The organism is Paraburkholderia fungorum (genome assembly GCF_046027215.1).
GTDB classification, from domain to species: Bacteria; Pseudomonadota; Gammaproteobacteria; order Burkholderiales; family Burkholderiaceae; genus Paraburkholderia; species Paraburkholderia fungorum_D.
In genome coordinates this window covers 465,113-490,966 of sequence record NZ_JAQQEN010000002.1, presented here as the reverse complement: position 1 = coordinate 490,966, position 25,854 = coordinate 465,113, and the positions used below count along the sequence as shown (strand labels likewise).

Annotated in this window: 22 protein-coding genes; 18 read left to right on the top strand and 4 right to left on the bottom strand. The window is 62.1% G+C overall.

Features of this window, described 5'->3' with window-relative positions:
• Positions 1-601: 601 nt before the first annotated feature.
• Both PQR27_RS22895 and PQR27_RS22890 read left to right on the top strand, forming a co-directional pair.
• Positions 602-1,141, top strand: a complete 540-nt coding sequence (locus PQR27_RS22895; RefSeq protein WP_408525928.1) for a MarR family transcriptional regulator — start codon at positions 602-604, stop codon at positions 1,139-1,141.
• Positions 1,138-2,328: an MFS transporter gene (locus PQR27_RS22890; RefSeq protein ID WP_408525927.1), complete on the top strand. Its 1,191-nt coding sequence runs from the start codon at positions 1,138-1,140 to the stop codon at positions 2,326-2,328. The genes PQR27_RS22895 and PQR27_RS22890 overlap by 4 nt, the downstream gene beginning before the upstream one ends.
• Positions 2,329-2,358: 30 nt before the next feature.
• Here PQR27_RS22890 and speB read toward each other — a convergent pair whose 3' ends face one another.
• The 3 genes from speB to relB all read right to left on the bottom strand — a co-directional run bounded on the left by speB (position 2,359) and on the right by relB (position 5,585).
• Positions 2,359-3,321 carry an agmatinase gene (speB, locus tag PQR27_RS22885; RefSeq protein ID WP_408525926.1) on the bottom strand — a complete coding sequence of 321 codons (963 nt, stop codon included), beginning with the start codon at positions 3,319-3,321 and terminating at the stop codon, positions 2,359-2,361.
• Positions 3,322-3,450: 129 nt separating this feature from the next.
• Positions 3,451-4,944, bottom strand: a complete 1,494-nt coding sequence (locus tag PQR27_RS22880; protein ID WP_408525925.1) for an aldehyde dehydrogenase — start codon at positions 4,942-4,944, stop codon at positions 3,451-3,453.
• Positions 4,945-5,033: 89 nt separating this feature from the next.
• The gene (gene relB, locus PQR27_RS22875; RefSeq protein WP_408525924.1) at positions 5,034-5,585 is read right to left on the bottom strand and encodes a type II toxin-antitoxin system RelB family anti-toxin; all 552 of its coding nucleotides are present in this window, start codon (positions 5,583-5,585) and stop codon (positions 5,034-5,036) included.
• A gap of 420 nt (positions 5,586-6,005) precedes the next feature.
• On the opposite strand from relB, the gene PQR27_RS22870 reads away from it, so the two are divergent.
• The 11 genes from PQR27_RS22870 to PQR27_RS22820 all read left to right on the top strand — a co-directional run bounded on the left by PQR27_RS22870 (position 6,006) and on the right by PQR27_RS22820 (position 18,932).
• On the top strand, positions 6,006-6,227 hold the full coding sequence (locus PQR27_RS22870; protein WP_408525923.1) for a hypothetical protein: 222 nt from the start codon (positions 6,006-6,008) through the stop codon (positions 6,225-6,227).
• A 314-nt stretch (positions 6,228-6,541) separates the two neighbouring features.
• Positions 6,542-7,336, top strand: coding sequence for a gamma-glutamyl-gamma-aminobutyrate hydrolase family protein (locus tag PQR27_RS22865; RefSeq protein ID WP_408525922.1), 795 nt, complete (start codon positions 6,542-6,544; stop codon positions 7,334-7,336).
• A gap of 32 nt (positions 7,337-7,368) precedes the next feature.
• On the top strand, positions 7,369-8,703 hold the full coding sequence (locus PQR27_RS22860) for a glutamine synthetase family protein (protein WP_408525921.1): 1,335 nt from the start codon (positions 7,369-7,371) through the stop codon (positions 8,701-8,703).
• Between the two features lie 28 nt (positions 8,704-8,731).
• On the top strand, positions 8,732-10,180 hold the full coding sequence (locus tag PQR27_RS22855; RefSeq protein ID WP_408525920.1) for an aspartate aminotransferase family protein: 1,449 nt from the start codon (positions 8,732-8,734) through the stop codon (positions 10,178-10,180).
• Positions 10,181-10,255: 75 nt separating this feature from the next.
• Complete coding sequence (locus PQR27_RS22850) at positions 10,256-11,377, top strand: polyamine ABC transporter substrate-binding protein (protein WP_408525919.1); 1,122 nt, start codon at positions 10,256-10,258, stop codon at positions 11,375-11,377.
• 209 nt (positions 11,378-11,586) lie between these two features.
• A complete protein-coding gene (locus PQR27_RS22845) occupies positions 11,587-12,750 on the top strand; it encodes an ABC transporter ATP-binding protein (protein WP_408525918.1) in 1,164 nt (387 codons plus the stop codon).
• Positions 12,747-13,721 (top strand): ABC transporter permease subunit, encoded by a 975-nt coding sequence (locus PQR27_RS22840; RefSeq protein WP_408525917.1) that lies wholly within the window; start codon positions 12,747-12,749, stop codon positions 13,719-13,721. The genes PQR27_RS22845 and PQR27_RS22840 overlap by 4 nt, the downstream gene beginning before the upstream one ends.
• Positions 13,718-14,629: an ABC transporter permease subunit gene (locus PQR27_RS22835; RefSeq protein ID WP_408525916.1), complete on the top strand. Its 912-nt coding sequence runs from the start codon at positions 13,718-13,720 to the stop codon at positions 14,627-14,629. The genes PQR27_RS22840 and PQR27_RS22835 overlap by 4 nt, the downstream gene beginning before the upstream one ends.
• A 43-nt stretch (positions 14,630-14,672) precedes the next feature.
• Positions 14,673-16,238 (top strand): DUF3138 family protein, encoded by a 1,566-nt coding sequence (locus tag PQR27_RS22830; protein ID WP_408525915.1) that lies wholly within the window; start codon positions 14,673-14,675, stop codon positions 16,236-16,238.
• A gap of 79 nt (positions 16,239-16,317) precedes the next feature.
• Positions 16,318-17,610, top strand: a complete 1,293-nt coding sequence (locus tag PQR27_RS22825; RefSeq protein WP_408525914.1) for an NAD(P)/FAD-dependent oxidoreductase — start codon at positions 16,318-16,320, stop codon at positions 17,608-17,610.
• On the top strand, positions 17,610-18,932 hold the full coding sequence (locus PQR27_RS22820) for an NAD(P)/FAD-dependent oxidoreductase (RefSeq protein WP_408525913.1): 1,323 nt from the start codon (positions 17,610-17,612) through the stop codon (positions 18,930-18,932). Before PQR27_RS22825 ends, PQR27_RS22820 begins: the two co-directional genes overlap by 1 nt.
• Before the next feature lie 13 nt (positions 18,933-18,945).
• Here PQR27_RS22820 and PQR27_RS22815 read toward each other — a convergent pair whose 3' ends face one another.
• Positions 18,946-19,827, bottom strand: coding sequence for a LysR family transcriptional regulator (locus PQR27_RS22815; RefSeq protein ID WP_408525912.1), 882 nt, complete (start codon positions 19,825-19,827; stop codon positions 18,946-18,948).
• Positions 19,828-20,124: 297 nt separating this feature from the next.
• Here PQR27_RS22815 and PQR27_RS22810 point away from each other — a divergent pair, with 297 nt between their 5' ends.
• The 5 genes from PQR27_RS22810 (at position 20,125) to PQR27_RS22790 (ending at position 25,796) form a co-directional block, all read left to right on the top strand.
• Positions 20,125-20,343: a DUF3311 domain-containing protein gene (locus PQR27_RS22810; protein ID WP_408525911.1), complete on the top strand. Its 219-nt coding sequence runs from the start codon at positions 20,125-20,127 to the stop codon at positions 20,341-20,343.
• Positions 20,340-21,818: a sodium:solute symporter family protein gene (locus PQR27_RS22805; RefSeq protein WP_408525910.1), complete on the top strand. Its 1,479-nt coding sequence runs from the start codon at positions 20,340-20,342 to the stop codon at positions 21,816-21,818. The genes PQR27_RS22810 and PQR27_RS22805 overlap by 4 nt, the downstream gene beginning before the upstream one ends.
• Before the next feature lie 5 nt (positions 21,819-21,823).
• Positions 21,824-23,020 (top strand): amidohydrolase family protein, encoded by a 1,197-nt coding sequence (locus tag PQR27_RS22800; RefSeq protein WP_408528272.1) that lies wholly within the window; start codon positions 21,824-21,826, stop codon positions 23,018-23,020.
• Positions 23,021-23,054: 34 nt separating this feature from the next.
• Complete coding sequence (locus PQR27_RS22795; protein WP_408525909.1) at positions 23,055-24,506, top strand: amidohydrolase family protein; 1,452 nt, start codon at positions 23,055-23,057, stop codon at positions 24,504-24,506.
• 279 nt (positions 24,507-24,785) lie between these two features.
• On the top strand, positions 24,786-25,796 hold the full coding sequence (locus tag PQR27_RS22790) for a DUF2891 domain-containing protein (RefSeq protein ID WP_408525908.1): 1,011 nt from the start codon (positions 24,786-24,788) through the stop codon (positions 25,794-25,796).
• Positions 25,797-25,854 lie beyond the last annotated feature (58 nt).

Here is a 25,854-nt window from a genome sequence, read left to right as displayed (position 1 = left end):
AAAGAAAGCGGCTCAAACCGCCAACTCTTAAGTGGGTCTCCTGGCTTGGAGGGGCTCGTGGTCCGATTAACGGTTCACACCTCGGTCCATAAGTGCCCGTGCCACAGCCGTCATCCGCTCCCACTCCGCACTGCGTGCGTCGCGGACGGGTCTGCCAGGGAAACCGGGCGCTTCGGTTGCGCGCGGTGGGGGCCATCGGCTTCGCCTCGGCGAGGCGCCGGAAACACCAATTGGTTTTGTGAAGTACCGCCCCGGCGCGCGCAGCGCCGCCGGAAGCATGACGGCCTGGTCACTCACGCGGGAAGGTCTACAGGCCCAATCTCTACGGAGCCACGATCCCCTCCAAGCCAGGGGAGTCGCTTAAAAATTAGCGGTGTGAGCCGCTTTCTTTTGCCTACTTTTCTTTGCGGCGGCAAAGAAAAGTAGGTGCCCCCCCGCACAGGGGGAACACAAATAGACCAATAAGCAAACAAGGAAAGGCCAACGCCGTAGGCATACAAAACAAGCAAACCCCAACGCTGCAGGCAAACAAAAAAACCCCTTGCGTCAGCAAAAAAACATATGCACTATGCACACATGCACACTGCATATATAAAAGACCATGACGCACCGCACAGAAAACCTCCTCGGCGTCCTCGCCCTCCTAATCACGGATGAACTGAACAGCCAGCCCACAGCGGCTGCCCTCACCGGCCCGACCGCCCGCGCCATGCTCAACGCCATCGGCCAATACCCCGATTCATCAATCGAAACACTGCGCGAAGCAGTCGCCCTATCGCATCCAGCAGCGGTGCGCGCAGTGGCGGCCCTGGTCGAAGCCGGTCTCGTCGAAAAGAAATCCGGCGTCGACAAACGTTCTGTCGCCCTGGCGCTAACCGCCCCCGGCAAGCGGGAAGCCCAACGTATGCAAACAGCACGCGACCGGATGCTGCAACGCATCGTCGGCCAACTCGACGATCACGAGCGCGATGTGCTCGAAAGCCTGCTGATCAAAATCCTGTGGAATGAAACGCGCGACCCGGCACACGCGATGCAACTGTGCCGCCTGTGCGATGACGGCCCCTGCCTGAAAGCCGGCTGTCCAGTGGAATGCCGCGAGCAGGGTCTGCCGATGCCCGCGCGTAGCGGGAGCACCCCGTGAATGCCGCCGCGCCGGTGCGCTGGCCGGCCATCGCCGCGCTGACCGCCGTATCGGCGCTCTCGCAAATTGGCCAGTTCGGTATCGGCTTCATGGTGCTGCCCGTGTGGCTGGCCCATCGCGGACTCGATGCGCCGCGGGCGGGCCTCTTTTCGGCGGCGCAATGGACCGGCATGCTGGCAGGTCTGCTGATCGCACCGTGGCTGGCGACGCGCATCGGCGCAAAGCGGACGGTGTCGCTTGGCCTCGCCGCCACGCTCGTTGCGTTCGCGACGATGAGCGCGCTGTGGTGGCCACTATGGCTCGTGCCCGGCATGCTGACGGGCCTCGGCATCGGCCTGCGCTGGATCGCCAATGAAACGTGGCTCTACCAACTCGTCCCGGCGCAATCGAGCGGCCGTGTCGTCGGCGTGCACGAAGCGCTGATCGCCACGGCGGGCGTGATCGGTCCGGCGCTGGCCGTCTGGTGCGCGGTGGACGGGCGCATCACGTTCACAGCGGGCGCGGCCTTCACGTTCGCCGCGGCGCTGCCGCTCTGGTTGACCGCATCGGACCCATCGTCCAATGAAACCGCGCCACCGGTCGCGCGAAACACAGTCAAGCGGCGCGCGCCGGTCGGGCCGTTGGTCAGTCTTGGCATGGTTGTGGTGGCTGCGGGCGGCATCGGCGACGGCGCGCTCTACGGCCTCTTTCCCCTTTTTGCCGACGCACACGGTCTCACCGTCACGCAAACGGCCACGCTGCTCACACTCTTTGGCGTTGGCGGCATGGCGCTGCAATTTCCGGTCGGCTGGCTCGCCGACCGCGCGGGCCTGGCCGCCACCGTGATCATCTGCGCGGCATTCAGCTCACTCGCGATCTGCGGCTTCGCGCTCGCCGCGCCCGCCTCATGGCTTGCCGCCGCCTGCGCACTGCTGCTCGGCGGTATGAACAGCGCGTTCATCACGCTCGGCATGTACGCCGCGGCATGCAGCGATAAGGCCGCGCTCACGCGCAATATGCGCCTCGTGTCGCTCACCTTCACCGCGAGTTCGATCGTCGGCCCGCTGGTGGCCGGCTTCGCGATGAAAGCACTCGGCAGCGACATGCTGATGTGGCAACTGGCTCTGATGGGCGGCGTGCTGGTTGCCTACACGCTCGGCTTGCGCGAAGGCCGGCGTCAGCTGGATCGATCGTCGTCGATGAGCTGAGCCGGTCCCGTCCAATGCCGATGCAACTGTCTAGCGCGCAGCCACCTTGCGCTGCCGCCAAAGACACAGCAAATCGCATGCAATATGCGCGGCTGCGATTGCGGTGATCTCGCTCTGATCATAGGCGGGCGCCACCTCGACCACATCCGCGCCCACCAGATTCAACGCTCCAAGTCCGCGCACGATAGCGAGCCCCTGAGCCGACGACAAACCGCCCGCCACCGGTGTGCCCGTGCCGGGCGCGAACGCGGGATCGAGACAGTCGATATCGAAGGTCAGATACGCGGGCCGTTGACCGACAATCGACATGATCCGCTCCACGGCCGCTCGCGAACCATGTTCATGCACCCAGGCGGCATCGAGAATATTGATGCCCATGAAATCGTCATTCCACGTGCGAATGCCGATCTGCACGGAAGTCTTCGGATCGATCAAGCCGTCTTTCACGGCCTTGTAGAACATCGAGCCATGATTCAGGCTGTCCGGGCTGTCGTCCGCCCACGTATCGCAGTGCGCGTCGAAATGGATCAGCGAAAGCGGCTTGCCGTACTTCTCCGCATGCGCGATCAGCAACGGATACGTCATGTAGTGATCGCCGCCCAAAGTCAGCATCTTCGCGTCCGAACGCAGAATCGTGCGGGCGTGGGCCACGATCGATTCCTTGATCGTCAGCGGATTGTGCGCGTCGAACCAGCAGTCGCCATAGTCCGTCACCGCAAGATCGTCGAACGGATTGAAGCCCCACGGGTAAGGATGCAACTCCGACAACTGCACGCTGGCCGCCCGCACCGCCGCCGGGCCGAGACGCGCGCCTGAACGAAACGTGGTGGCCAGATCGAGCGGCACGCCGGAGACCACGACATCGACACCGTCGAGTTCGCGCGTGTATTTGCGGCGCATGAACGACAGCACACCCGCGTAGGTGTTTTCGATCGATGAGCCATAGAGCGACGGACGGCGGATCGCGCCGTCGCCATAAACGAGTTCAGTCATGGATGACCTGATAAACATACCGGCATTGCACGCGACGCTTCCTGTTGATGCGTGCAACGTCCGGTCCCGGATTCATTGGGAACGCGACGGCGCCTTTGACGCACGCCGCCGCGCTGACTGGCGAATCCTTTAGCGCAGCCGCACGAGCGTGGACTTCAGCTCGGTGTACTTCTCCATTGCATGCAACGACTTGTCGCGGCCGTTACCCGATTGCTTGTAGCCGCCAAACGGGAAGTTCATATCGCCGCCCTCGTCGTAGCAATTGACCCAGACGGTGCCGGCACGCAGCTTGCGCGACACCTCGTGCGCGGTGGTCAGATTCGAGGTCCAGAGCGCGGCGGCGAGACCATACTCGCTGTCGTTGGCAATCCTGATCGCTTCTTCAACCGTCTCGAACGTGATCACCGACAACACCGGTCCGAAGATTTCCTCGCGCGCCACTTTCGCGCCTGAGGCGGGAATCTCGAAGATGGTCGGCTCGATATAGAAGCCGCCGGTCTCCTCCCTCACGCGCGAGCCGCCGAGCAACAGCTTCGCCTCGGCGCGGCCTGCTTCGATATAACCAAGCACGCGTTCGAGCTGCACGCTGTCGACGATCGCGCCCATCGAGGTATCCGGGTCGAGCGGATTACCCGGCGTATAGCCGCGCGCGGCGGCGAGCAGCTTGTCGAGGAACACGTCCTTGATATCTTTATGCACGAGCAGGCGCGAACCCGCGGTGCACATTTCGCCCATGTTGTAGAAGATCGCGCCTGCGGCTGCATTTGCCGCGCGGTCGAGGTCGGGGCAATCGGGCATCACGATGTTCGGCGACTTGCCGCCGAGTTCGAGCCACACACGCTTCAGGTTCGATTGACCGGCATATTGCATGATCAGCTTGCCGACGTTCGTCGAGCCGGTGAAGGCGAGGCAGTCGACGTCCTGATGCAGCGCCAGCAACTTGCCCGGCTCGCCCGCACCCGGCACCACATTGAACACACCAGCAGGAATGCCCGCGTCCAGCGCGAGTTGCGCGAGACGAATCGCGGTGAGCGGCGACTTCTCCGAAGGCTTGAGCACCACGCTGTTGCCTGCTGCCAGCGCCGGACCGAATTTCCACGATGCCATCAGGATCGGGAAATTCCATGGCACAACTGCTGCAACCACGCCGATCGGCTCCCGTGTGACGAGCCCGACCAGGTGATGATCGGCCGGTGCGACTTCGCCGCCGACCTTATCGATCGCTTCAGCGAACCATTCGACGCAATACGCCGCGCCCGGCACGTCCACCGTGGTGGTGTCGGCGATCGGCTTACCGGCATCCAGCGTTTCCAGCACCGAGAGTTCGTCGAGATGTTCACGGATCGACGCCGCCCAGCGCAGCAAGATCGCCTTGCGCTTGCGCGGATTGAGGCCCGACCATACGCCGGCCTCGAACGCCCGGCGTGCCGCGGCCACGGCGGCGTCGACATCCGCCGCGCCGCTATCGGCAACCTTCGCGAGCAGCTTGCCGTCAATCGGGCTCAGGCACTCGAACGTGCGGCCGCTGGCGGCGTCACGATACTCGCCGTCGATAAACGCGCGGCCTTCGATTGAAAGCGTAGCGGCCTTGTCTTGCCAGAAGGCGAGAGATTTCTTGTCCATCAGGATGCCTCAATGTTATGCGCTCGACGCCTACCGGCATCGACTACCTGCGGTTTCGAACTGCGTCGCAGCGCGTTGGCGCGGAGTGTCTAGAAAGTGGGCGGCGAATTGGCCGACACGATCTCGCAGAGATGCTCCGCGCTGGGATTGCGAAAACGATGCGGCAGGCGGCTTTCGAAGTAATAGCTGTCACCGGGGTCGAGCAGCCACGTGGTGCCGTCCACCGTCAGTTCAATCTGACCGCTGACGATCACGCCGCCCTCGTGTCCCGCATGCTCCAGCATCTCCGGCCCCGTATCCGATAGGGGCTGATAGACCTCGCGCAGGATGCCCATGTTGCGATCCTTCACGCTCGAGCCCGCCAGATAGAACTCGATCGACTCGTTGCCGAGGTTCGGCATGTCCGCACGGCGCGACACCACGGAGCGCACCACTTCGACCTCGAACGTGAAGAACTCGGCGAGACTCATGGGTATGCACTCGAGCAGCTTCTTCAGCGAGCCGACCGACGGACTCACCCGGTTCTGCTCGATCAGCGAGATCGTGCCGTTGGTCACCCCCGCCCTTTTTGCCAGTTCGCGCTGCGACAGGCCGTGTTTCTTACGGATGTACTGCAGGCGGGTCGCTACTTCTATAGACATCGCTGGATTCTCTGACATAGGAAGGTGATCGGGACGCTCGGACCAGAACAATGCGCTGCGCGCGAGTGTTGAATATTCTAATCACTTTAATCGTTGCGCCGCTGGGGAAAACCCTGAAAGGATTCCGAAATATTCGATTCGCAACGAACATTCCCACCCGGCGGGATTCGGGCCGTACCCTCGGGAAAGCCCTGATAAATCTTTTATAAAAATGATTTGACGGCATTATTGGCTCGTATACGATGGTTCTCAGGCGGTCGTCATGCCGACGTCACGGAGCACGAAAGTGTGTTTTGCGACGCTGCGAACCTGGTTCGCATCGGTCAGAGGCGATCATCCCAGCGTGATGTTTCTTTAAACGCCCCGTGCGTTTTTCGAGCAAGCGTTCAATACTTTCAACGTCGCTAGTCGAGTGTAATCGTGAGAGTCCGAGGCCCTTTGGTGAGATGGAATCGTAGTCAGGCGAGTTGTCTTCGCACTGACGGCGCCATCGCCGACGGCAGCAGCGGCAGCCTTGCGTTCCGCCGCTTTCTGTCCGTCTTCACGATCCTGTCCCGCCGTTCAGTTCGACGTCACAACTCCGTCTCCGCGCGCGCCTTCATTGCAGTGCGCACGGACGAAGTCGCCTCGCTGCTGCCGTAGCGCCTCCCTCCTTTTCGCTGTTCGATTCTTCCGATTGCCTGGGTTTGCGTGATCGCGCTCGTTTGAGCCATGCGTTCGTGCATGAGCGGTGCTGCCTGCCGCCTGTGCGCTTCATGTGGATCAGATCAGTTGCGCCCTGCGGCGGATTGAATCGAACAGCCTATCTCACCACCACGCGCGGCGTGTTCCGTTGACGGCAACCGCCTGCACTACCCTGGCGGTCTGGCGCTTTGCGCCCGGCTGCGGAGTTGTGCCGCGCCGTGTTTAACGTTGTTCATGCCGCGTCCTGCGGGGAACATACACGTCTATTCGTTATGCGAAACAAACCCCTGGTCGGCATCAGCGCCGACAGAACGATGATGGGAGTGCACCCGTCGCATGTGGTCGGCGAAAAGTACATCGCCGCGATCGTGGACGGCTCACAGGCGCTGGCAATGCTATTGCCGGCGCTCGGCGAGCGTCAGTCCACGGCGGACATACTGGCCACTGTCGACGGCCTGCTGTTTACCGGCAGCTATTCGAATGTCGAACCGCACCGATACGGTGGCCCTGCCAGCGTGCCGGGCACGTTGCACGACGCCGCACGCGATGCGACGACGCTGCCGCTGCTGCGCGCGGCGATCGATGCCGGTGTGCCGGTGCTGGCGGTATGCCGTGGCTTCCAGGAAATGAACGTGGTTTTCGGCGGGACCTTGCATCAAAGCGTTCACGCGGTGACGGGCTTAAACGATCATCGCGAGAACAAGGAAGATGCTCTCGACGTGCAATACGCACCGTCGCATTCGCTCAACCTCACCCAAGGCGGCTTGTTGCAGCGTCTGGCGGGCGGCGCGAATGAAGCGCGTGTGAATTCTTTGCACGGCCAGGGCGTTGAGCGGTTAGGCGTGGGACTCGTGGCTGAAGCCACGGCGCCGGACGGATTGATCGAAGCGGTCAGCGTGAAAGATGCGCGCGCTTTCGCACTGGGTGTGCAGTGGCACCCGGAGTGGAAGCATGCCAGCGACGCGCTGTCTACCGCGATCTTTCAGGCCTTCGGCGCAGCCTGCCGCGATCGAATGCGCACCAAGGCCGGCTATGGCGCGGCATCCGCCGCTGCCACGCATGCCTGAGCCGGTCGCGCACCAAAACAGAGAGAACAATCATGCATGAAATCGACGACTTCCTGAAACAGCACCGCGTCACCGAAATCGAAGCGATCATTCCGGATATGGCCGGGATCGCACGCGGCAAGATCATTCCGCGCAGCAAGTTCGAATCCGGCGAATCCATGCGCCTGCCGCAGGCGGTGATGATCCAGACCGTCACGGGAGACTATCCGGAAGACGGCACGCTCACCGGCGTCACCGACCCGGACATGGTCTGCGTTCCCGACGCCAGCACCATCCGCATGATTCCGTGGGCCGTCGATCCGACCGCCCAGGTGATCCACGATTGCGTTCACTTCGACGGCACACCGGTGGCGATCTCGCCACGCCGCGTGTTGCGTCGCGTGCTCGAACTCTATAAGGCCAAAGGCTGGAAGCCGGTGATCGCGCCCGAACTGGAGTTCTACCTGGTCGACATGAACAAGGACCCCGATCTGCCGCTGCAACCGCCGATCGGCCGGACCGGCCGTCCGGAGACCGGACGTCAGGCGTATTCGATCGAGGCCGTGAACGAATTCGATCCGCTGTTCGAAGACATCTACGAGTACTGCGAGGTGCAGGAACTGGAAGTCGACACGCTGATTCACGAAGTCGGCGCCGCGCAGATGGAAATCAACTTCATGCACGGCGATCCGCTCAAGCTTGCCGACAGCGTGTTCCTGTTCAAGCGCACGGTGCGTGAAGCCGCGCTGCGTCACAAGATGTACGCGACCTTCATGGCCAAGCCGATGGAAGGCGAGCCGGGTTCGGCGATGCACATGCACCAGAGCCTCGTCGACGAAGAAACCGGCCAGAACCTGTTCACCGGTCCGGACGGCAAGCCCACTTCGCTCTTCACCGGCTATATCGCGGGTCTGCAGAAATACACGCCGGCGCTGATGCCGATCTTCGCGCCGTATATCAACTCGTATCGCCGCCTGTCGCGCTTCATGGCTGCGCCGATCAACGTCGCATGGGGTTACGACAACCGCACGGTGGGGTTCCGGATTCCGCATTCGGGCCCGGCTGCGCGCCGCATCGAAAACCGCATTCCGGGCGTGGACTGCAATCCGTATCTGGCGATTGCCGCAACGCTTGCTGCGGGCTATCTCGGCATGACGCAAAAGCTCGAAGCCACCGAGCCGCTGCTCAGCGACGGTTACGCATTGCCGTACCAGTTGCCGCGCAATCTCGAAGAAGGCCTGACGCTGATGGGCGCATGCGAACCGATCGCCGAAGTGCTTGGCGAGAAATTCGTCAAGGCGTACCTCGCGCTGAAGGAAACCGAATATGAAGCGTTCTTCCGCGTGATCAGTTCGTGGGAACGCCGGCATTTGCTGCTGCACGTTTAAAGCAAACGCAAGAAAAATTGGAGGCAGTATGAGCTACAGAACAGAAGAAGTCGCCTACGTGCAACCGGCCACGCAATCCAGCGCCGCCAGTAGCGCACCGGTCGCACAGCCGCAACGCAGCACCGCCGAATACCGCGCGCTCGACGCCGCGCACCATATTCATCCGTTTTCGGATATGGGTTCGCTCAATCGCGCCGGCAGCCGCGTGATCGTCAAAGCCGAAGGCGTGTATCTGTGGGATTCGGATGGCAACAAGGTCATCGACGGCATGGCCGGTTTGTGGTGCGTGAACGTCGGCTACGGCCGCAAGGAACTGGCCGACGCCGCGTACCGGCAGATGCAGGAACTGCCGTTCTACAACACCTTCTTCAAGACTACGCACCCGCCGGTGATCGAACTGTCGGCCTTGCTCGCCGAGCTCGCGCCCGAACCGTTCAACCACTTCTTCTATTGCAACAGCGGTTCGGAAGGCAACGACACCGTGCTGCGCATCGTCCATCAATACTGGGCGACGCAAGGCAAGCGCTCGAAGAAGTTCGTCATTTCGCGCAAGAACGGCTATCACGGCTCGACCATCGCGGGCGGCACGCTCGGCGGCATGGGCTACATGCATGAACAGATGCCTTCGAAAGTCGAGAACATCGTTCATATCGACCAGCCGTACTTCTTCGGCGAAGCAGAAGGCAATCTGACGCCGGAGGAATTCGCGCTGGCCCGTGCGCAGCAACTGGAAGCGAAGATTCTCGAAATCGGCGCGGACAATGTCGCTGCGTTTATCGGTGAGCCTTTCCAGGGAGCGGGCGGCGTGATCTTCCCGGCTTCAACCTACTGGCCGGAAATCCAGCGCATCTGCCGCAAGTACGACATTCTGCTGGTTGCCGATGAAGTAATCGGCGGCTTCGGCCGGACCGGCGAATGGTTCGCGCATCAGCACTTCGGCTTCGAGCCGGATCTGATCACGCTGGCCAAAGGTCTGACGAGCGGCTATGTGCCGATGGGCGCGGTCGGCCTGCATGACCGTGTGGCGAAAGCGATCATCGAGAACGGCGAGTTCAATCACGGCCTTACCTACTCCGGACATCCGGTGGCGGCTGCTGTCGCGCTCGCCAATCTCAGGCTTCTGCGCGACGAGAAAATCGTCGAGCGGGTCAAGACCGATACGGGTCCGTACTTCCAGAAGAAGCTGCGCGACACCTTCGCGAATCATCCGATCATCGGCGAGATTGCCGGCGCGGGTCTGGTGGCCGGTCTGCAACTCGCGGAAGACCCGAAAACGCGCAAGCGTTTCGCCAATGGAGGTGACGTCGGCACGATCTGCCGCGACTTCTGCTTCAACGGCAACCTCATCATGCGCGCGACCGGTGACCGGATGCTGCTGTCGCCGCCGCTCGTGATTACGAAGCTGGAAATCGACGAAATCGTTTCGAAGGCCAAAAAGGCCATCGACGCGACTGCACAACAACTCGGAATTTCGTAACGGCAGTTCGTTCCGGCATGAGCACACCCACAAACCACGCTCATGCCGGTTCTTCACATCAAGGGAAAAAAAGCCATGAGCGTTAGTCATCTTCGTCATGCGGTCGCGGGGGCCGCGCTTCTCGCCTTCACCGGCTTTGCGGCGCTGTCGGTTACGCCGGCCCTTGCGGCCGACACGGAACTGAACGTGTACAACTGGTCGGACTACATCGCGAAGGACACGATTCCGAACTTCGAAAAGCAGGACGGCATCAAGGTCAAGTACGACAACTACGACAGCGACGACACGTTGCAGGCCAAACTGCTCGCGGGCAGCTCCGGCTACGACGTCGTGGTGCCGACGTCGAACTACATGGCCAAGCAGATTCAGGCTGGCGTGTATCAGAAGCTCGACAAATCGAAGTTGCCGAACCTCTCGAATCTCGACCCCGTGTTGATGAAGATGATTGGCGACGCCGATCCGGGCAACCAGTACGGTGTGCCCTGGGCCTACGGCACCGACGGTATCGGCTACAACGTTCAAGCCGTGCAAAAGGCGCTCGGTGCCAATGCACCGGTGGATAGCTGGGCGCTCGTATTCGATCCGGCCAATCTGTCGAAGCTGAAAGGCTGCGGCGTGTCGTTCCTCGACCAGGCCGTCGACGTCTTCGCTGCCACGCTGCAGTACATGCATAAGGATCCGAACAGCACGAACCCCGCCGACTATCAGGCTGCGTTCGACGTGCTGAAGAAAGTCCGCCCTTATATCACCCAATTCAACTCGTCGGGCTACATCAACGACCTCGCCAATAACGACGTGTGCGTCGCCGTGGGCTGGTCGGGCGACGTCGGCATCGCAAGCCGCCGCACCGAGGAAGCCAAGCGTTCGTACCAGGTCAAATTCTCGAACGTGAAGGAAGGCGGTCTGCTGTGGTTCGACGTGATGGTGATCCCGAAAGACGCGCCGCATCCTGAAGCCGCGCTGAAATGGATCAACTACATCTCGGACCCGAAGGTCAATGCCGCGATCACCAACGAAGTGTTCTACCCGACCGCGAACAAGGCCGCGCGCCAGTTCGTGACACCGGCTGTCGCACAGGACAAGACCGTTTATCCGGGCGATGACGTGTTGAGCAAAATGACGCTGATGAAGCCGATGCCGACCGATATTCTGCGCCTTGAAAACCGTCTTTGGGCGCAGCTTAAAACCGGCCATTAATCAAGCCAATCAGATAAATATCGATTCCGCGCTCAGGGATCGCTCGAACCCTGAGCGCATGAATAGCAGTAACGGTAGTCAGCCTGCGCGCTTTTGAAGTCACAGCCGCGCGCAGTCCCATGTTTCCCGATCGCAGCGCACTTGCGAGCCGCTTCCCGCGCCTCGTATGGAGACACTTGCGCCCGCGATCCGCAAGGAATGGTTACATCATGAAATCGACGACCTTAAATAGCGCAGCCGGCGCCACCCAGATGGCCCGCCCCGCGGCGACGACTAAAACGAAATCGGACGAGTTTGTCCGCATCGAAAATGTCGTAAAGAAATTCGGCGACAGCACTGCTGTCGATAACGTCAACCTGAGCATCGCGAAGAACGAACTGTTCGCCCTGCTCGGCAGCTCCGGCTGCGGCAAGTCCACGCTTCTGCGCATGCTTGCAGGCCTCGAGACGGTGACGTCCGGGCGCATTTACGTCGATGGCGAAGATCTCGCCGCGATGCCGCCGTACAAGCGGCCGGTCAACATGATGTTCCAGTCGTATGCGCTGTTCCCGCACATGAGCGTCGAAGCGAATATTGCCTTCGGCCTCAAGCAGGAAGGCACACCGAAGAACGAGATCAAGGAACGCGTCGCCGATGCGCTCCATCTCGTGCAGATGAGCAAATACGCGCAGCGCAAGCCGCATCAGCTTTCGGGCGGCCAGCAGCAGCGTGTGGCGCTGGCCCGCTCGCTCGTCAAGCGCCCCAAGCTGCTGCTGCTCGACGAACCGATGTCGGCGCTCGATAAGAAGATCCGCCAGAAGACCCAGCTCGAACTGGTCAACATCATCGAAAAAGTCGACGTGACCTGTGTGATGGTCACGCACGATCAGGAAGAAGCCATGACGATGGCCGGCCGCCTCGCAGTGATGAGCGAAGGCCGCATCGTGCAGATCGGCTCGCCGAGCCAGGTCTACGAGTTTCCGAATAGCCGCTTCTCGGCGGAGTTCATCGGCTCGACCAACCTGTTCGAAGGCACCGTGGTGGCGGATGAACCGGACCATATCTTCGTCGAAAGCGAAGCTCTTGAATCGCGCATCTACGTAAGCCACGGCATTACCGGCCCGCTCGGCATGCCGGTGGGTATCTCCGTGCGCCCCGAGCGCGTGAAGGTGTCGCTCGACAAGCCCACGAACCCGCACAACTGGGCACGCGGCGTGGTCGCGGATGTCGCGTACATGGGCAGCTATTCGCTCTACCACGTGCGTCTGCCGAGCGGCAAGACGGTGGTGTCGAATCTCTCCAGCTCGCACCTGATGAGCGAAGGTGCGCCTTCCTATAACGACGACGTGTTCGTCTACTGGTCGCCGGCGAGCGGCGTGGTGCTGACGCAATGAGAAATCCCCCTACCCCCTCCCCCGCGGCGCTCGGCGCGCCGTCCGGCAGCCGTCTGCTCGGCTCACTGAAGAAACGCCTTGCGGTGCTGGTGCCTTCGGGCCGCTCCACCGTGATCGGTGTGCCGTTCCTGTGGCTCACGGTGTTCTTCGCGTTGCCGTTCGTGCTGGTGCTGAAAATCAGCTTCGCCGATCTGCGCCTGGGCATTCCGCCGTACACGGATCTCGTGACGGTCAAGGACGGCATGGTGCACTTCGCGATGCAGCTCAGTCACTACGCGTTCCTGCTGCAGGACGATCTGTACGTGGCGACGTACATCAGTTCGCTGAAGATGGCCGCGGTATCGACTTTCTTCTGCCTGCTGATCGGCTATCCGATTGCGTATTACATCGCGCGCTCGGAACCCACGAAGCGCAACCTGCTGATGATGGGCGTGATGCTGCCGTTCTGGACGTCGTTCCTGATTCGCGTGTACGCATGGATCGGCATTCTGAAGGACGACGGGCTGCTCAATCACACACTGATGGCGATCGGCATGATTCATTCGCCGTTGCGTCTCTATCACACGGATGTGGGCGTCTATATCGGCATGGTCTATTCGTACCTGCCGTTCATGGTGATGCCGCTGTACGCGCACCTGGTCAAGATGGATCTGACGCTGCTCGAAGCCGCGTACGACCTCGGCTGCAAACCGTGGACCGCCTTCACGCGCATCACCTTGCCGTTGTCGAAGAACGGCATCATCGCCGGCAGTCTGCTGGTGTTCATTCCGGCGGTAGGCGAGTACGTGATCCCTGAACTGCTCGGCGGCGCCGACACCCTGATGATCGGCCGCGTGATGTGGGATGAATTCTTCAACGATATGGACTGGCCGATGGCATCCGCTGTCACCGTCGCCATGGTTCTGCTGCTACTCGTGCCGATGGCCGTGTTCCAGTACTACCAGGTCAAGGAACTGGAGGGCGCGAAATGATCAAGCCTAATAAGACGCTTTCCAATAGCGTGCTGACGTTCGGATTTCTGTTTCTCTACATTCCGATCATCAGCCTGGTGGTGTATTCGTTCAACGAATCGAAGCTCGTCACGGTCTGGTCCGGCTTTTCGCTCAAATGGTACGGCGCGCTGCTGCAGGACGGTGAATTGCTCAGCGCCGCCTGGCTTTCGCTGAAGATCGGCCTGCTGACCGCATGCGCCTCGGTGGTGATCGGAACGTGGGCCGGTTTCGTGCTCGCCCGCTTCGGACGCTTTCGCGGTTTCACGCTGTTTGCCGGCATGATCAACGCGCCGCTCGTGATTCCTGAAGTCATTCAGGGCATCTCACTGCTGCTGCTGTTCGTCGCGCTCGAACAGATGCTCGGCTGGCCAAAGGGCCGTGGCCTCTTCACGATCTGGATCGGCCACGTGATGCTGTGCGTGTCGTACGTGGCGATCATCGTGCAGTCGCGGGTGAAGGAACTGAACAAGTCGCTCGAAGAAGCCGCACTCGATCTCGGCGCGACGCCGTTCAAGGTGTTCTTCCTGATCACGCTGCCGCTGATCTCGCAGGCACTGATGTCAGGCTGGCTCCTGTCGTTCACGCTGTCTTTCGACGACCTCGTGCTCTCCGCGTTCCTCTCCGGCCCGGGCTCGACCACCCTGCCGCTCGTGGTGTTCTCACGCGTGCGTCTCGGCCTCAATCCGGAAATGAACGCGCTTGCCACGATCTTCATCACCACCGTGACGATCGGCGTGATCGCCGTCAATCGCTGGATGCAGCTTCGCGAACGCAAACGCAACCGCGACATGCAGATGGCCTTCGCTCTCGCCGAAGCCGCCGACCCCTTGCCGTCAGCACCACAACCCGCCGTCGTACGGAAATCGCTCGATACGGCTCGCGCATAAGAAGCCCATTGCAATACGAATACGACCAATAAGGAGAATTTGCATGAGAATGAAGCTTATCTGTCTGTTGGTGGCGGGGAGTCTGCCTGGCTTTGCCATGGCGGATACCACCAGCGACCAGATCAAGGCGCTACAGGCCCAACTCAACGCGCTGCAAAAGGAGGTGAAGCAGTTGCGTTCGGAGGTAGCGTCAAAACCTGAAGCAGCGGCGGCTACGACCGCCCCTGCCCCGGCGGTGGTGGCCGCGCCGCTCGACGTGTCGTCGCCGGACTACGGCCGCGCGCAGGCCACGCTGACCAACGACGACGTCACGGCCATGAAGCAGCAGATCGCGAATCAGCAGCTGAAGGTCGATTCGCTGGAAGACGCGGCGCAGACCGGGCCGATCGCGGGATTGTCGGTGACGGGCTATATCGATCCGACCTACATCTATAACCGCGCGCAGAGCAGTTCGTCGTTCCTGTTCGCGAACCACGAAAGCGCCTACAACTACTTCAACAGCACGTTCGGCGATCTGTACCTCGACATCAAGAAGACCTTCGGTGTCGGCCCGATGGCGCCGTCCGCCGAGATCACCCTCATGCCGAACCGCGGCAACGGTATTACGCTGCTGCAGAACTCGCATGGCGACATCGGCAACAACATCCTGAATACGGCCGTGGTCAATGTGCCGATCACGGCGACCACGACGTTCGTGGCGGGTTTGATTCCGAGCTTCGGCGGCTACGAAGTCCAGCAATCGAACCAGATGCTGACGCTCACGCACAACCTGTTGTATGACTTCTCGGATCCGGGCAGCTACATCGGGGCGGGGGCGAACTACACGGCGGGCAACTGGGCGTGGAAGTTCTTCCTCGGCAACGAACAGTACCGCACGTTCGGCGCAATCACGCAGACGGGCACCAATGCACTGGGCGATCCGATCACGACCAGCAACAAGATCCCGACCTTCACGGCGCGCACCGACTACACGTGGTCCAGCGCACTCGATGTGGGCGGCTCGTTCAATATCGGCCGTCAGACCTTGCCTAGCTCGATCAACGCAAACGGCGCGGTCAGCTACGGCGTAGGCGGCCAGTCGCCGAGCGCGGGCGGTACGTTCTTCTTCACTGAAGCCGACCTTACCTATACGCTCGCCGACGTGCAGTACAACGCCGAAGTCGACTACGGCCAGCAGCAGAACGGCGCGTACAACGGCGGCCAGGCGCAGTGGTACGGCCTGTCCCTGCTCGCGCACCGCAAGTTCACGCTGCCGGTAGTGGGCCGCATGGGCGCGACGGTACGCTATGACCTGCTCGTCGATAGCAAGAACGGCGGCGGCGGTGGTGGCATTGCGCTGAATGGGAACGGCATGGACACCGCCAACGGCTTCGGCATCGGCGCGGATTGCCTCGCCAATTCGCAGGCCAACGGCGGTCTCGGCTTCGAGTGCAAGGGCGCCACCCGTCAGGACGTCTCGCTCGATCTGTTGTTCTATCCGACCCAGCAGATCACGGTCAAGGTTGAATATCGCCACGACTGGGCGAACAAACAGGTGTTCCTGAAGAACGACGGTTCGTATGGCAAGTCCAACGACCTGCTCGCGACGCAGTTCATCTACTCGTTCTAATCCGTACCGCTCGAACGCGTGGCCCTGCTTTACCGGGTGCCACGCGCTCGGGTCTCCTGTGTGTGTCCTGCTCCTGTCTATGCTCGCATTCTCGAATCAGCCTCACGTTGCCTCGTATTACGCAGCAACCGCCAACGACAGCACCCGTCATCCGCCACTCGAAGACACGCTGAGTGTGGATGTCTGCGTGATCGGCGCCGGCCTCACCGGCATCTCGACCGCGCTGAATCTCGCTGAACGCGGCCATTCGGTCGCGGTGCTCGAAGCATCGAAAGTTGGATGGGCGGCGAGCGGCCGCAATGGTGGCCAGTTGATCGGCGGCTTTGCCTGCGATATCGACACGTTCGCGAATTTCATGCCCGCGGACGACGTGAAGCGTGTTTGGGACATGGGGCTCGAAACCCTGGATATCGTCAGGAAGCGCGTCGAGAAGCATCAGATCGACTGCGACCTGACCATCGGCTATCTGACCGCGGCAAACAAGCCGCGCGATACGGACGTGCTGCAAAAATGGCGCGATGAAGCGCAACGGCGCTTCGGCTACGAGCGCTTTCAGTATGTCGACACGGACGGCCTGAACGCCTACGTGCAATCGTCACGCTATCTGGGCGGATTGTTCGACGCGGACAGCGGCCATCTGCATCCGTTGAATTACACGCTGGGCCTCGCGCGTGCGGCACGCGCCGCCGGTGCCCGGATTTTCGAAGACAGCTGCGTCACCGCGCTGCGCGAGGAAAATGGCCGGCATGTGGTGGAAACCGCGCGCGGCAAGGTGCACGCGCAATTCGTCGTGCTTGCCTGCAATACCTATCTCGGCAAACTGGCGCCGGAGCTCGCGCGCAAAATCATGCCGGTCGGCACCTACGTGATCGCCACCGAACCGCTCGACCCCGACCGTGCCGAAGCGCTGATGCCCGCCAAAGCCGCCGTGTGCGACAGCCGCTTCGTGCTCGATTATTTCCGCCCCTCGCCCGATCACCGCCTGCTGTGGGGCGGCAAGGTCAGCTATTCGACCTTCGCGCCGCGCAACCTCGGCGAAGCCATGCGCCGCGATATGCTGAAGACCTTCCCGCAACTCGACGATGTCAAAATCGACTACGCGTGGGGCGGTTTCGTGGACATCACGATGAATCGCGCGCCGCATTTCGGCCGCCTGTCGCCTACGATGTATTTCGCCCAGGGCTTTTCCGGGCACGGCGTGAACACCACCGGGCTCGCCGGCAAACTGATCGCCGAGGCGATCAATGGCCAGGCATCGCGCTTCGATCTGTTCGGCAAGATTCGTCACCGCGACTTCCGTGGCGGCGCTACACTGCGCACCCCTGCCCTCGTGCTTGCGATGGCCTGGTATCGACTGAAGGACCTGCTTTGATGAATGCTCCCACTCCCGGCTTTAACACGCTCGACCGCCGCGCCGATGCGCTGATCGCCAACTCCTACTACGAAGCGAGCGCGGCGCGTCCGCTCGTCGACGATCCGATGCTCGAAGGCACGCTGGATGCCGACGTCTGCGTGATCGGCGCGGGCTTCTCGGGTTTGTCGGTGGCGCTGGAATGCCGGGCGCGCGGTTTGTCGGTGATCGTGCTCGACGCACACCGGCCGGGTTGGGGCGCGTCGGGCCGCAACGGTGGGCAGACGCTGGTGGGTTTCGCGAAAGACGAGATCATCGAACGGCAACTCGGCCTCGACGGTGCGCGCGCCGCGTGGGCCATGTCGGTGGACGGCGTGGCATTGGTGCGCGAACGTATCGAACGCTACGGCATCGATTGCGATTTCACCGCGGGCTATCTGACGGTCGCGACCAAAACGAAGCGCGTGCCGAATCTGCGGGCGTGGATGGACTCGGCCTCGCAACGCTGGGGCTACACAAAACTGAGCTGGCTCGATACCGACGAAGTCCGTGCACGGGTTGCGTCAAAGCGCTATCTGGCTGGTGTCTACGACCCGTTTTCCGGCCATCTGCATCCGCTCAAATACTGCCTCGGTCTCGCCGATGCCGCGCGTCGTGAAGGCGCGCAGCTGTTCGCGCATTCGCCGGTGATCGAAGTCGTACGCGGCGCGAAGCCCATCGCACGCACCGCGACGGGCGAAGTGCGCTGCCGCTTCGTCGCCGCGTGTGGCAATGCGACGATCGGCGACGTGTTGCCCGCGCCCGTGGCCGCGCGCATTGCGCCGATCGCGTCGTACATCGTCGCCACGGAACCGCTTGGCAAAGCGCGCGCCGACGCGCTGATCGCGGGACGTGAGGCGATTTGCGACAACAACTTCTTCCTCGACTACTTCCGTCTGTCCGCCGACCATCGTGTGCTATTCGGCGGACGTGCAAGTTCCACCGGCGCCTCGCCCGTGCAACTCGGCGAAGAGATTCGCAAGCGCATGATCGGCGTGTTCCCACAACTGGCGGACGTGCGAATCGACTATGCGTGGGGCGGTTTTGTCGACGTGACACGCAATCGCGCGCCGGATTTTGGCTCGATCGATCCGAATTACTTCTACGTGCAGGGCTTTTCGGGGCATGGTGTGGCGCTGACCGGAATTGCCGGGCGGGTCATTGCGAAGGCCATGGCTGGCGAGACAGCGGCATTCGATCTGTTCGCTCAGTTGCGACACGCGCGTTTTCCGGGCGGTCCCGCATTGCGCGGGCCGGCGCTCGAACTTGGGATGATGTATCACCGGATTCGAGAGTTGTTTTGAGGGCGGCAGTGTCTCACCGCCGCTGCGGCCCGAACATGCGTGCCAACGCACGCGCAAGTTCCTTGACGACGGCATCGGCCGTCGGCCGATGAAGCAGCGCGATATCCATCGTTTCGATTGAAGGCAGCCCGCTTTTCGGCGTCAGCACGACATGATCGGCCGTCACCGCGCGCGCCGGCAGAAGACTGATGCCGAGACCATCGGCGACGGCCGCCTGGATTCCGCTCAGACTCGAACTGATGAAGCTCATGCGCCAGCGGCGCCCGAGCCCTTCGATCGCGTGGGTCATGTCATCACGGTACAGTCCGCGCGGCGGGAACGCGACAATCGGAATCGGGTCGAGCTGGATCGATGGGTTCTTCGCACTGTCGATCCACCTCAATTGCTCCGGCCAGCACGCGACTGACTCGCGGCTGTTACGCCGCTGCTTCACGATGATCAAATCGAGTTCGCCGCGATCATAGCTATTGCCCAGGTCGCGGCTCAATCCGCTGGTCACTTCCAGCTTCACCTGTGGATGCTTGCGATTGAACGCGGCGAGCATATGCGTGGTCGGCCCGCCGACGAAATCTTCCGGTACGCCCAGCCGCACCGTCAGGCCCACGGTCGCGCCCGACAGCGCCTCGATCATTTCATCGTTCAGAGCAAGCATCCGACGCGCGTAAGCGAGCAGCGTTGCGCCGGCGTCGGTCGGACTCACGTCGCGGCTGCCTCGCTCAAGCAGCTTGTGCCCCGCCATCTCCTCCAGGCGCCGCACTTTCTGGCTCACCGTGGACTGCGTGGAATGCAGCCGCGCGGAAGCCGCCGTAAAGGTGCCGCAATCGGCCACCATGACGATGGCCTTCAGCAGATCCAGATCGAACAACGGTGTGCGTGCTTTAGCGTTGGGTTTCATCGAACCATTTGATCTTTGAATGCCGACGCTGACTTCTATCACGCATCAGGCAGGCTGGCAATCGCATGCGGGCCGCGGCAGATCACAGCAGTTCACGCCTTCTATCCACGCCCGAGGTATTCGATTTTGCACTGGCAGGCATTTAAACATTTAATTTTTGAATGCCAGACAAGATGGATAAGATCACCCAAAAGAACCATCATGACTAGACAACTTTCCGGAGACAGGTATGAACAAGACGCTGTTGAGTGCAGTTGGTGGATGCCGCTCGCGGGCATCGGCACAGGGAGGGCTCAAATGAAACTTCGCATTCTGCTGGCCGCCCTGCCGTTCGTCGGCATCTATTCGGGTGGCACGCTCGCCGCCGCTACGCCGCTCCTGTTCGGCCTGCCGTTTCTGCTCGTGTGGAATCTGCTCTGGATGGCCGCCACGGCCGCCATTCTCGCCTACATCTTTTACCTCGACAGTCGTGACGAGGCCGCACAGGCGAGCGCGCCGGTGGGAGACCGCCAATGAATCCGGCATTGATCATCATCGTTCTGTTCGCCATCTTTGCACTGGCGGTCGGCCTCTATGCGCGTCGCGGCAAGACGCTCAGCCTGGAACAATGGGCGGTTGGCGGGCGCGGCTTCGGATCGCTGCTCACCTTCCTGCTGATGGCAGGCGAGGCTTTCTCGACCTTCTCGTTTCTCGGCGCGAGTGGCTGGACTTATAGCAAGGGCGTGCCGGCTTTCTATATCCTGTCGTACGGGTGCCTCGCGTACGTGATCGGTTACTGGATGCTGCCCGCCATCTGGCGCTACGCAAAGGAACATCGCCTGGTGTCGTTCGCCGATTATTTCGCGTCGAAGTACGACAGCCGCGCCATCGGCGTGCTGGTGTCGGTGGTGGCCGTCTTCGCGATGGTGTCGCTGCTGATCATCCAGTTGCGCGGCCTCGGCATCATCGTCTCCGAGATGTCATATGGCCTGATTTCGCAGGACACCGCCATCTGGATCAGCGCGAGCCTGATGGTCGTGTACATGAGCGTCTCGGGCATCCACGGTTCGGCGAGCATTGCGATTTTCAAGGACGTGCTGATCCTCGGCCTCGCGATTTTCCTCGGTACGTATTTGCCGCTACACTACTTCGGCGGCTTCGGTGAGATGTTCGCGCGTATCGACGCCGTGCATCCGGAACTGTTGCGCATGCCGGAGCGCGGCTTCAATCTGAGCTGGTACAACTCCACGCTCCTGCTGACATCGCTTGGCTACTACCTGTACCCGCACGGCTTCACGGCCGTCTACGTGGCACGCGACGCCTCGGCACTGCGCAAGAACACCATGCTGATGCCGCTCTATCAGGTGTTGATCGCGTTCCTGTTCCTCGTCGGTTTCGCGGCGGTACTGACCGTGCACGGACTCGAAGGCGCGCAGACCGATCTCGCGCTGTTGCGGCTCGTCAAGCAGACTTTCCCGTCGTGGTTCGTGGGGATCGTCGGCGGCGCCGGTCTGCTTACGGCACTCGTGCCAGGCTCGCTGATCATGCTCAATGCGTCGACGATGATTGCACGCAACATCTACCGCGAAGGCTTCGCACCGCAAGCGAGCGACCGCGAAGTCGCGCGCGTTGCACGAATCGCGTTGCCGCTGTTCACGCTGGTCGTCGTCTACTTCGTGTTGCATGGCGGCTCGAACTTCGTTGCGCTCGCGATCTTCTCGTCGAGCCTGCTGACGCAACTGTTGCCCATGCTCGCCTCGAGTTTCCTCAAGCGCCCGTTCGGCACCCGCGAGGCGGCATTCGGCGGCATCTTCGCGGGTGCGGTCGTGCTGGCGCTGGTGAACTGGCGCGGCATGACGCTGGCCTCCGTATTCCCGGCCGCACCCATCGCCTTCACCTCCATCAACACGGGCCTCGTCGCGCTGTTCGCCAACGCAGCGGTGTTCATCGCAATCAGCGCCGCGCAGCGCGCGCTGCGGGCCCGTTTCGCTACCTCCGTCGAATCGGCATGACCTCCATGACTCGCTCTCTTCTTCTTTCCAATGTACGGCTGGCTGACGGCCAGCAGGTTTCCGTATCGGTCAGTGACGGTCGCATCGAGGCGCTCGGGCCTCACGTCGAAGCACAACCTGGCGCCGTGCTCGAAGACGGCGGCGGTGCGCTGCTGCTGCCGGGTTTCGTCGAAGGGCACACGCATCTCGACAAAAGCCACTGGGGCCTGCATTGGTATCGCAACGAGGTTGGACCCACGCTCGTCGACCGCATCAACAACGAGCGCGAATGGCGCAGCACGTCGGGACACGATTCGGCCAGCCAGTCACTCGCGCTGGCGCGAGCATTCGTGCAGGCAGGCACGACGCGCCTGCGCACCCACGTCGACGTCGATACCGACGCGCAGCTGCGTTACGTCGAGGGCGTGCTCAGCACGCGGCAGACCCTGCGTGATGTGCTGGACATGCAGATCGTCGCGTTTCCGCAATCGGGGATGCTGATCCGTCCCGGCACGGTCGAACTGCTTGCCAGCGCGCTGGCCGAAGGCGCCGACGTCCTCGGCGCGCTCGACCCCGCGGTGATCGACGGCGATCCCGCGGCGTCGCTAAACGCCACCTTCGCGCTGGCGGAACGCTATCGCAAGCCGATCGATATCCATCTGCACGAGCCGGGTGAAATCGGCGCATTCACGCTGAAATTGCTGCTCGATCGCGTCGAGGCGATGGGCATGCAGGGCCAGGTTGTCGTCAGTCACGCGTTCTGCCTCGGCGCATTGCCGGAGCGCGAACGCGACGCGCTGCTCGAACGGCTCGCGCATCTGCGCGTGGCGTTGCTGACCAGCGCGCCGCCTTCTCGCCCTGTTCCGCCGCTGAAGGTTTGCAGGGACAAGGGCGTTACGATTTTCGGCGGCAACGATGGCATTCGCGACACGTGGTCGCCGTATGGCGTGCCTGACATGCTCGAACGAGCGATGCTGATCGGCATGCGCTACGACTTGCGGCGCGACGACGACCTCGCGATCGCATTCGACTGCGTGAGCGATGCCGCCGCGCAAGGCTGCGGTTTCGTCGACTACGGGCTGCGCGTCGGCGCACGCGCGGACCTCGTGCTGGTGGATGCGCAATCCGTCGCGCATGCCGTCGTGGCGCGACCCGTGCGCAAGCTGGTTATGGCCAACGGCCGCATCGTCGCGCGTAACGGCGAACTGGTCGACCCGGCGTGACAGCGCGCGAGCACCCCACAAGAAGAGTCCGCATATGAACGATAAGCAACAGGTCGACGTCCTGATCGAAAACGGCTGCGTCATCACAGTCGATCCCGCGCGCCGTGTCATCGACGACGGCGCGGTCGCCATCAAGGGCGATCGCATCGTCGCCGTCGGCGAGACCGACGCGCTCGCGCAGCAATACCAGGCAGATCGCGTGATCGACGCGCGCCGCAAAGCCGTGTTGCCTGGCCTGATCGATGCACACGCCCATGCCGGGCACGCCATGCTCAGGACGATCGGCGGCGCGAACGACGACGCGTGGTCGGCGGCATGCGAGGCGATCTATACGCGCGCATCGGACGAAACGTTCTGGGAAATGGAATCGCATCTTGCGGCACTGGAGCGCCTCAAGGCGGGCGTGACGACAGGCGTGTCGCTGCTCGGCGGCGGCGATTCGATCATGCGCGTCGACGATCCGGTGTACGCGCGGCGTCATTGCGATGCGGTGGTCAGAACCGGCACCCGCTCGATTGTCGCGGTCGGCCCGTCGCGTCCGCCCGAACCGCGCGCCTACACGCGGCACGGCGCGAACGGCAGCGTGACCCGCGACGTCGATTTCGCACAGATGTACGACGTTTGCAAAGACATCATCGATGCATGCCATGGCGATGCCAACGGTCGCATCCAGATTGCGCTGACGCTGCCCGTCTATGCCCCGCAGCACTATCCCGAGCACGCCGCGCACGAACCCGTCTTCCGGCGCGAGGCCGGACGATATATGGCACTGGCCCGTGAACGCGGTCTCAGCCTGACGCAGGACGGTCATCGCGCCGGCACGCTGGATTTCGCGCACCGCGAGTTGGGCCTGCTGAACGCGAAGTCGTTCATGTCGCATGCCATCGATCTCACCGCCGCGGATATCGCGGCGTGCGTCGAAACAGGCGCCTCGATCGTGCACAACCCGAGCGCGATCATGTCGATCATCGGCCGCTGCCCGGTGCCGGAACTCATCGATGCCGGCGTGACGGTGGCGATCGGCTCGGATGGCGCGGCGCCCGATCGCGGTTACGACATGTTCCGCCACATGTGGCAATGCATGCATTACCACCGCCGTCATTTTCGCGACCCGGACGTCCTGCCGCATGGCAAGGTGCTCGAAATGGTCACGATCGACGCAGCCAAAGCGTTGTCGCTCGACCACGAACTGGGCTCTCTCGAAGTGGGCAAGCAGGCCGACATCATTCTGGTCGACCTGTACAAACCGCACCTCATGCCGTTGAACATGCCCGTTCATCGCGTCACCTGCTTCGCGAATGCCGGCGACGTGTGCATGACGATGATCGGCGGCAGGATTCTGATGGAGAACTACCGGGTGCTGTCGGTCGACGAAGGGGACATCCTCGAGCGCGTGTCGGCAGCTGCGGATCGCGCGTTCGAGCGCGCGGGCGTGCGTCATCTGCTCGAAGCGCCGTCAACACTGTGGCAACGCAGCCACTATTGAAAGCGCCGCGCCCCCCACGCGCCGTGAGATGCGCTTGCGCTGCATCGCCCTATGAGGGGCTGGCCTCTCCGGTCCCCCCTTTACGTCCCCCCGCGTTTACCCGATAACATCACCCGCACTTCGTGACGGGTCGCCTCGCGATCGCACTCGCAACGACCGCTGGTTGCGCCAGGCCCGGCATTGACCGACCGCTTTACTATTGCTGGCGGTCAATACCATACTGCTATTTCTCTGCGTATTCCTTATTTGCCGTATTTGCCGTATTTGACGAGGTGCCCGATGACCGCTCAACTTACTCCCGCACTGGCGTCCAAATTCGCCAATCTCGCGCTGGCTCACCTCACGCGCGAGTATCCGAACAAGCTGACTCATTCGCTCGCCGGTCCGCAAGATGTGCAGGGCCCGCGCGCGCTGCATCCAATTTTCTACGGCAGCTACGACTGGCATTCGTGCGTGCACGGCTACTGGCTGATCCTGCATCTGCTAGAACGTTTTCCTGATCTGCCCGAAGCGGAACGCATCGTCGCGGTGGTCGACGAGCATTTCACCGAGGCGAACGTGGCGGCCGAACGGGCGTATCTCGATCTGCCGCACAATCGCGGTTTCGAGCGTCCGTATGGTTGGGCGTGGCTGCTCGCGCTCAGCGCGCAACTCGATTCGCTGAAGCTCTCGCAAGCGGCGCGCTGGTCGAAAACTTTTGCGCCGCTCACCGAGACGTTCGTCGAACGCTTCGAAGACTTTTTGCCGAAAGCAACGTACCCGTTGCGCGTGGGAACGCACTTCAATATGGCGTTCGCGCTGGCGCTCACGCTCGATTTCGCGCGTCAAACCTCGCGTGAATCGCTCGAGGCCCTGGTGGTGAATACGGCGGAACGCTGGTTTCTGAACGACGTCGCCTGTCAGGCATGGGAGCCCGCTGGCGACGAGTTTCTCTCGCCCTCGCTGATGGAAGCGGAATTGATGCGGCGCGTGTTGCCGCCCGCGCAGTTCGTCGAATGGTTTGGCCGCTTCTTGCCCAATCTCGGTGCGAAGAAGCCCGCCACACTGTTCGAACCGGTTACCGTGGCCGATCGCACCGACGGCAAGATCGCTCACCTCGACGGCCTGAACCTGAGCCGCGCGTGGTGTCAGCGCTCACTGGCACGCGCGCTGCCCGCCGGCGATGCACGCCGTACTGTGCTGTTCGATTCGGCTGAACGCCACCTCGCAAGCGCACTGGCTCACGTGGCCGGCGACTATATGGGCGAGCACTGGCTCGGCAGCTTCGCCACGCTCGCGCTGGAAGCCTGATAGGCCTGCTGCGATAAGCTTTACATGACGTAGCAAATACCGGTGCGGCGCGGCGAAT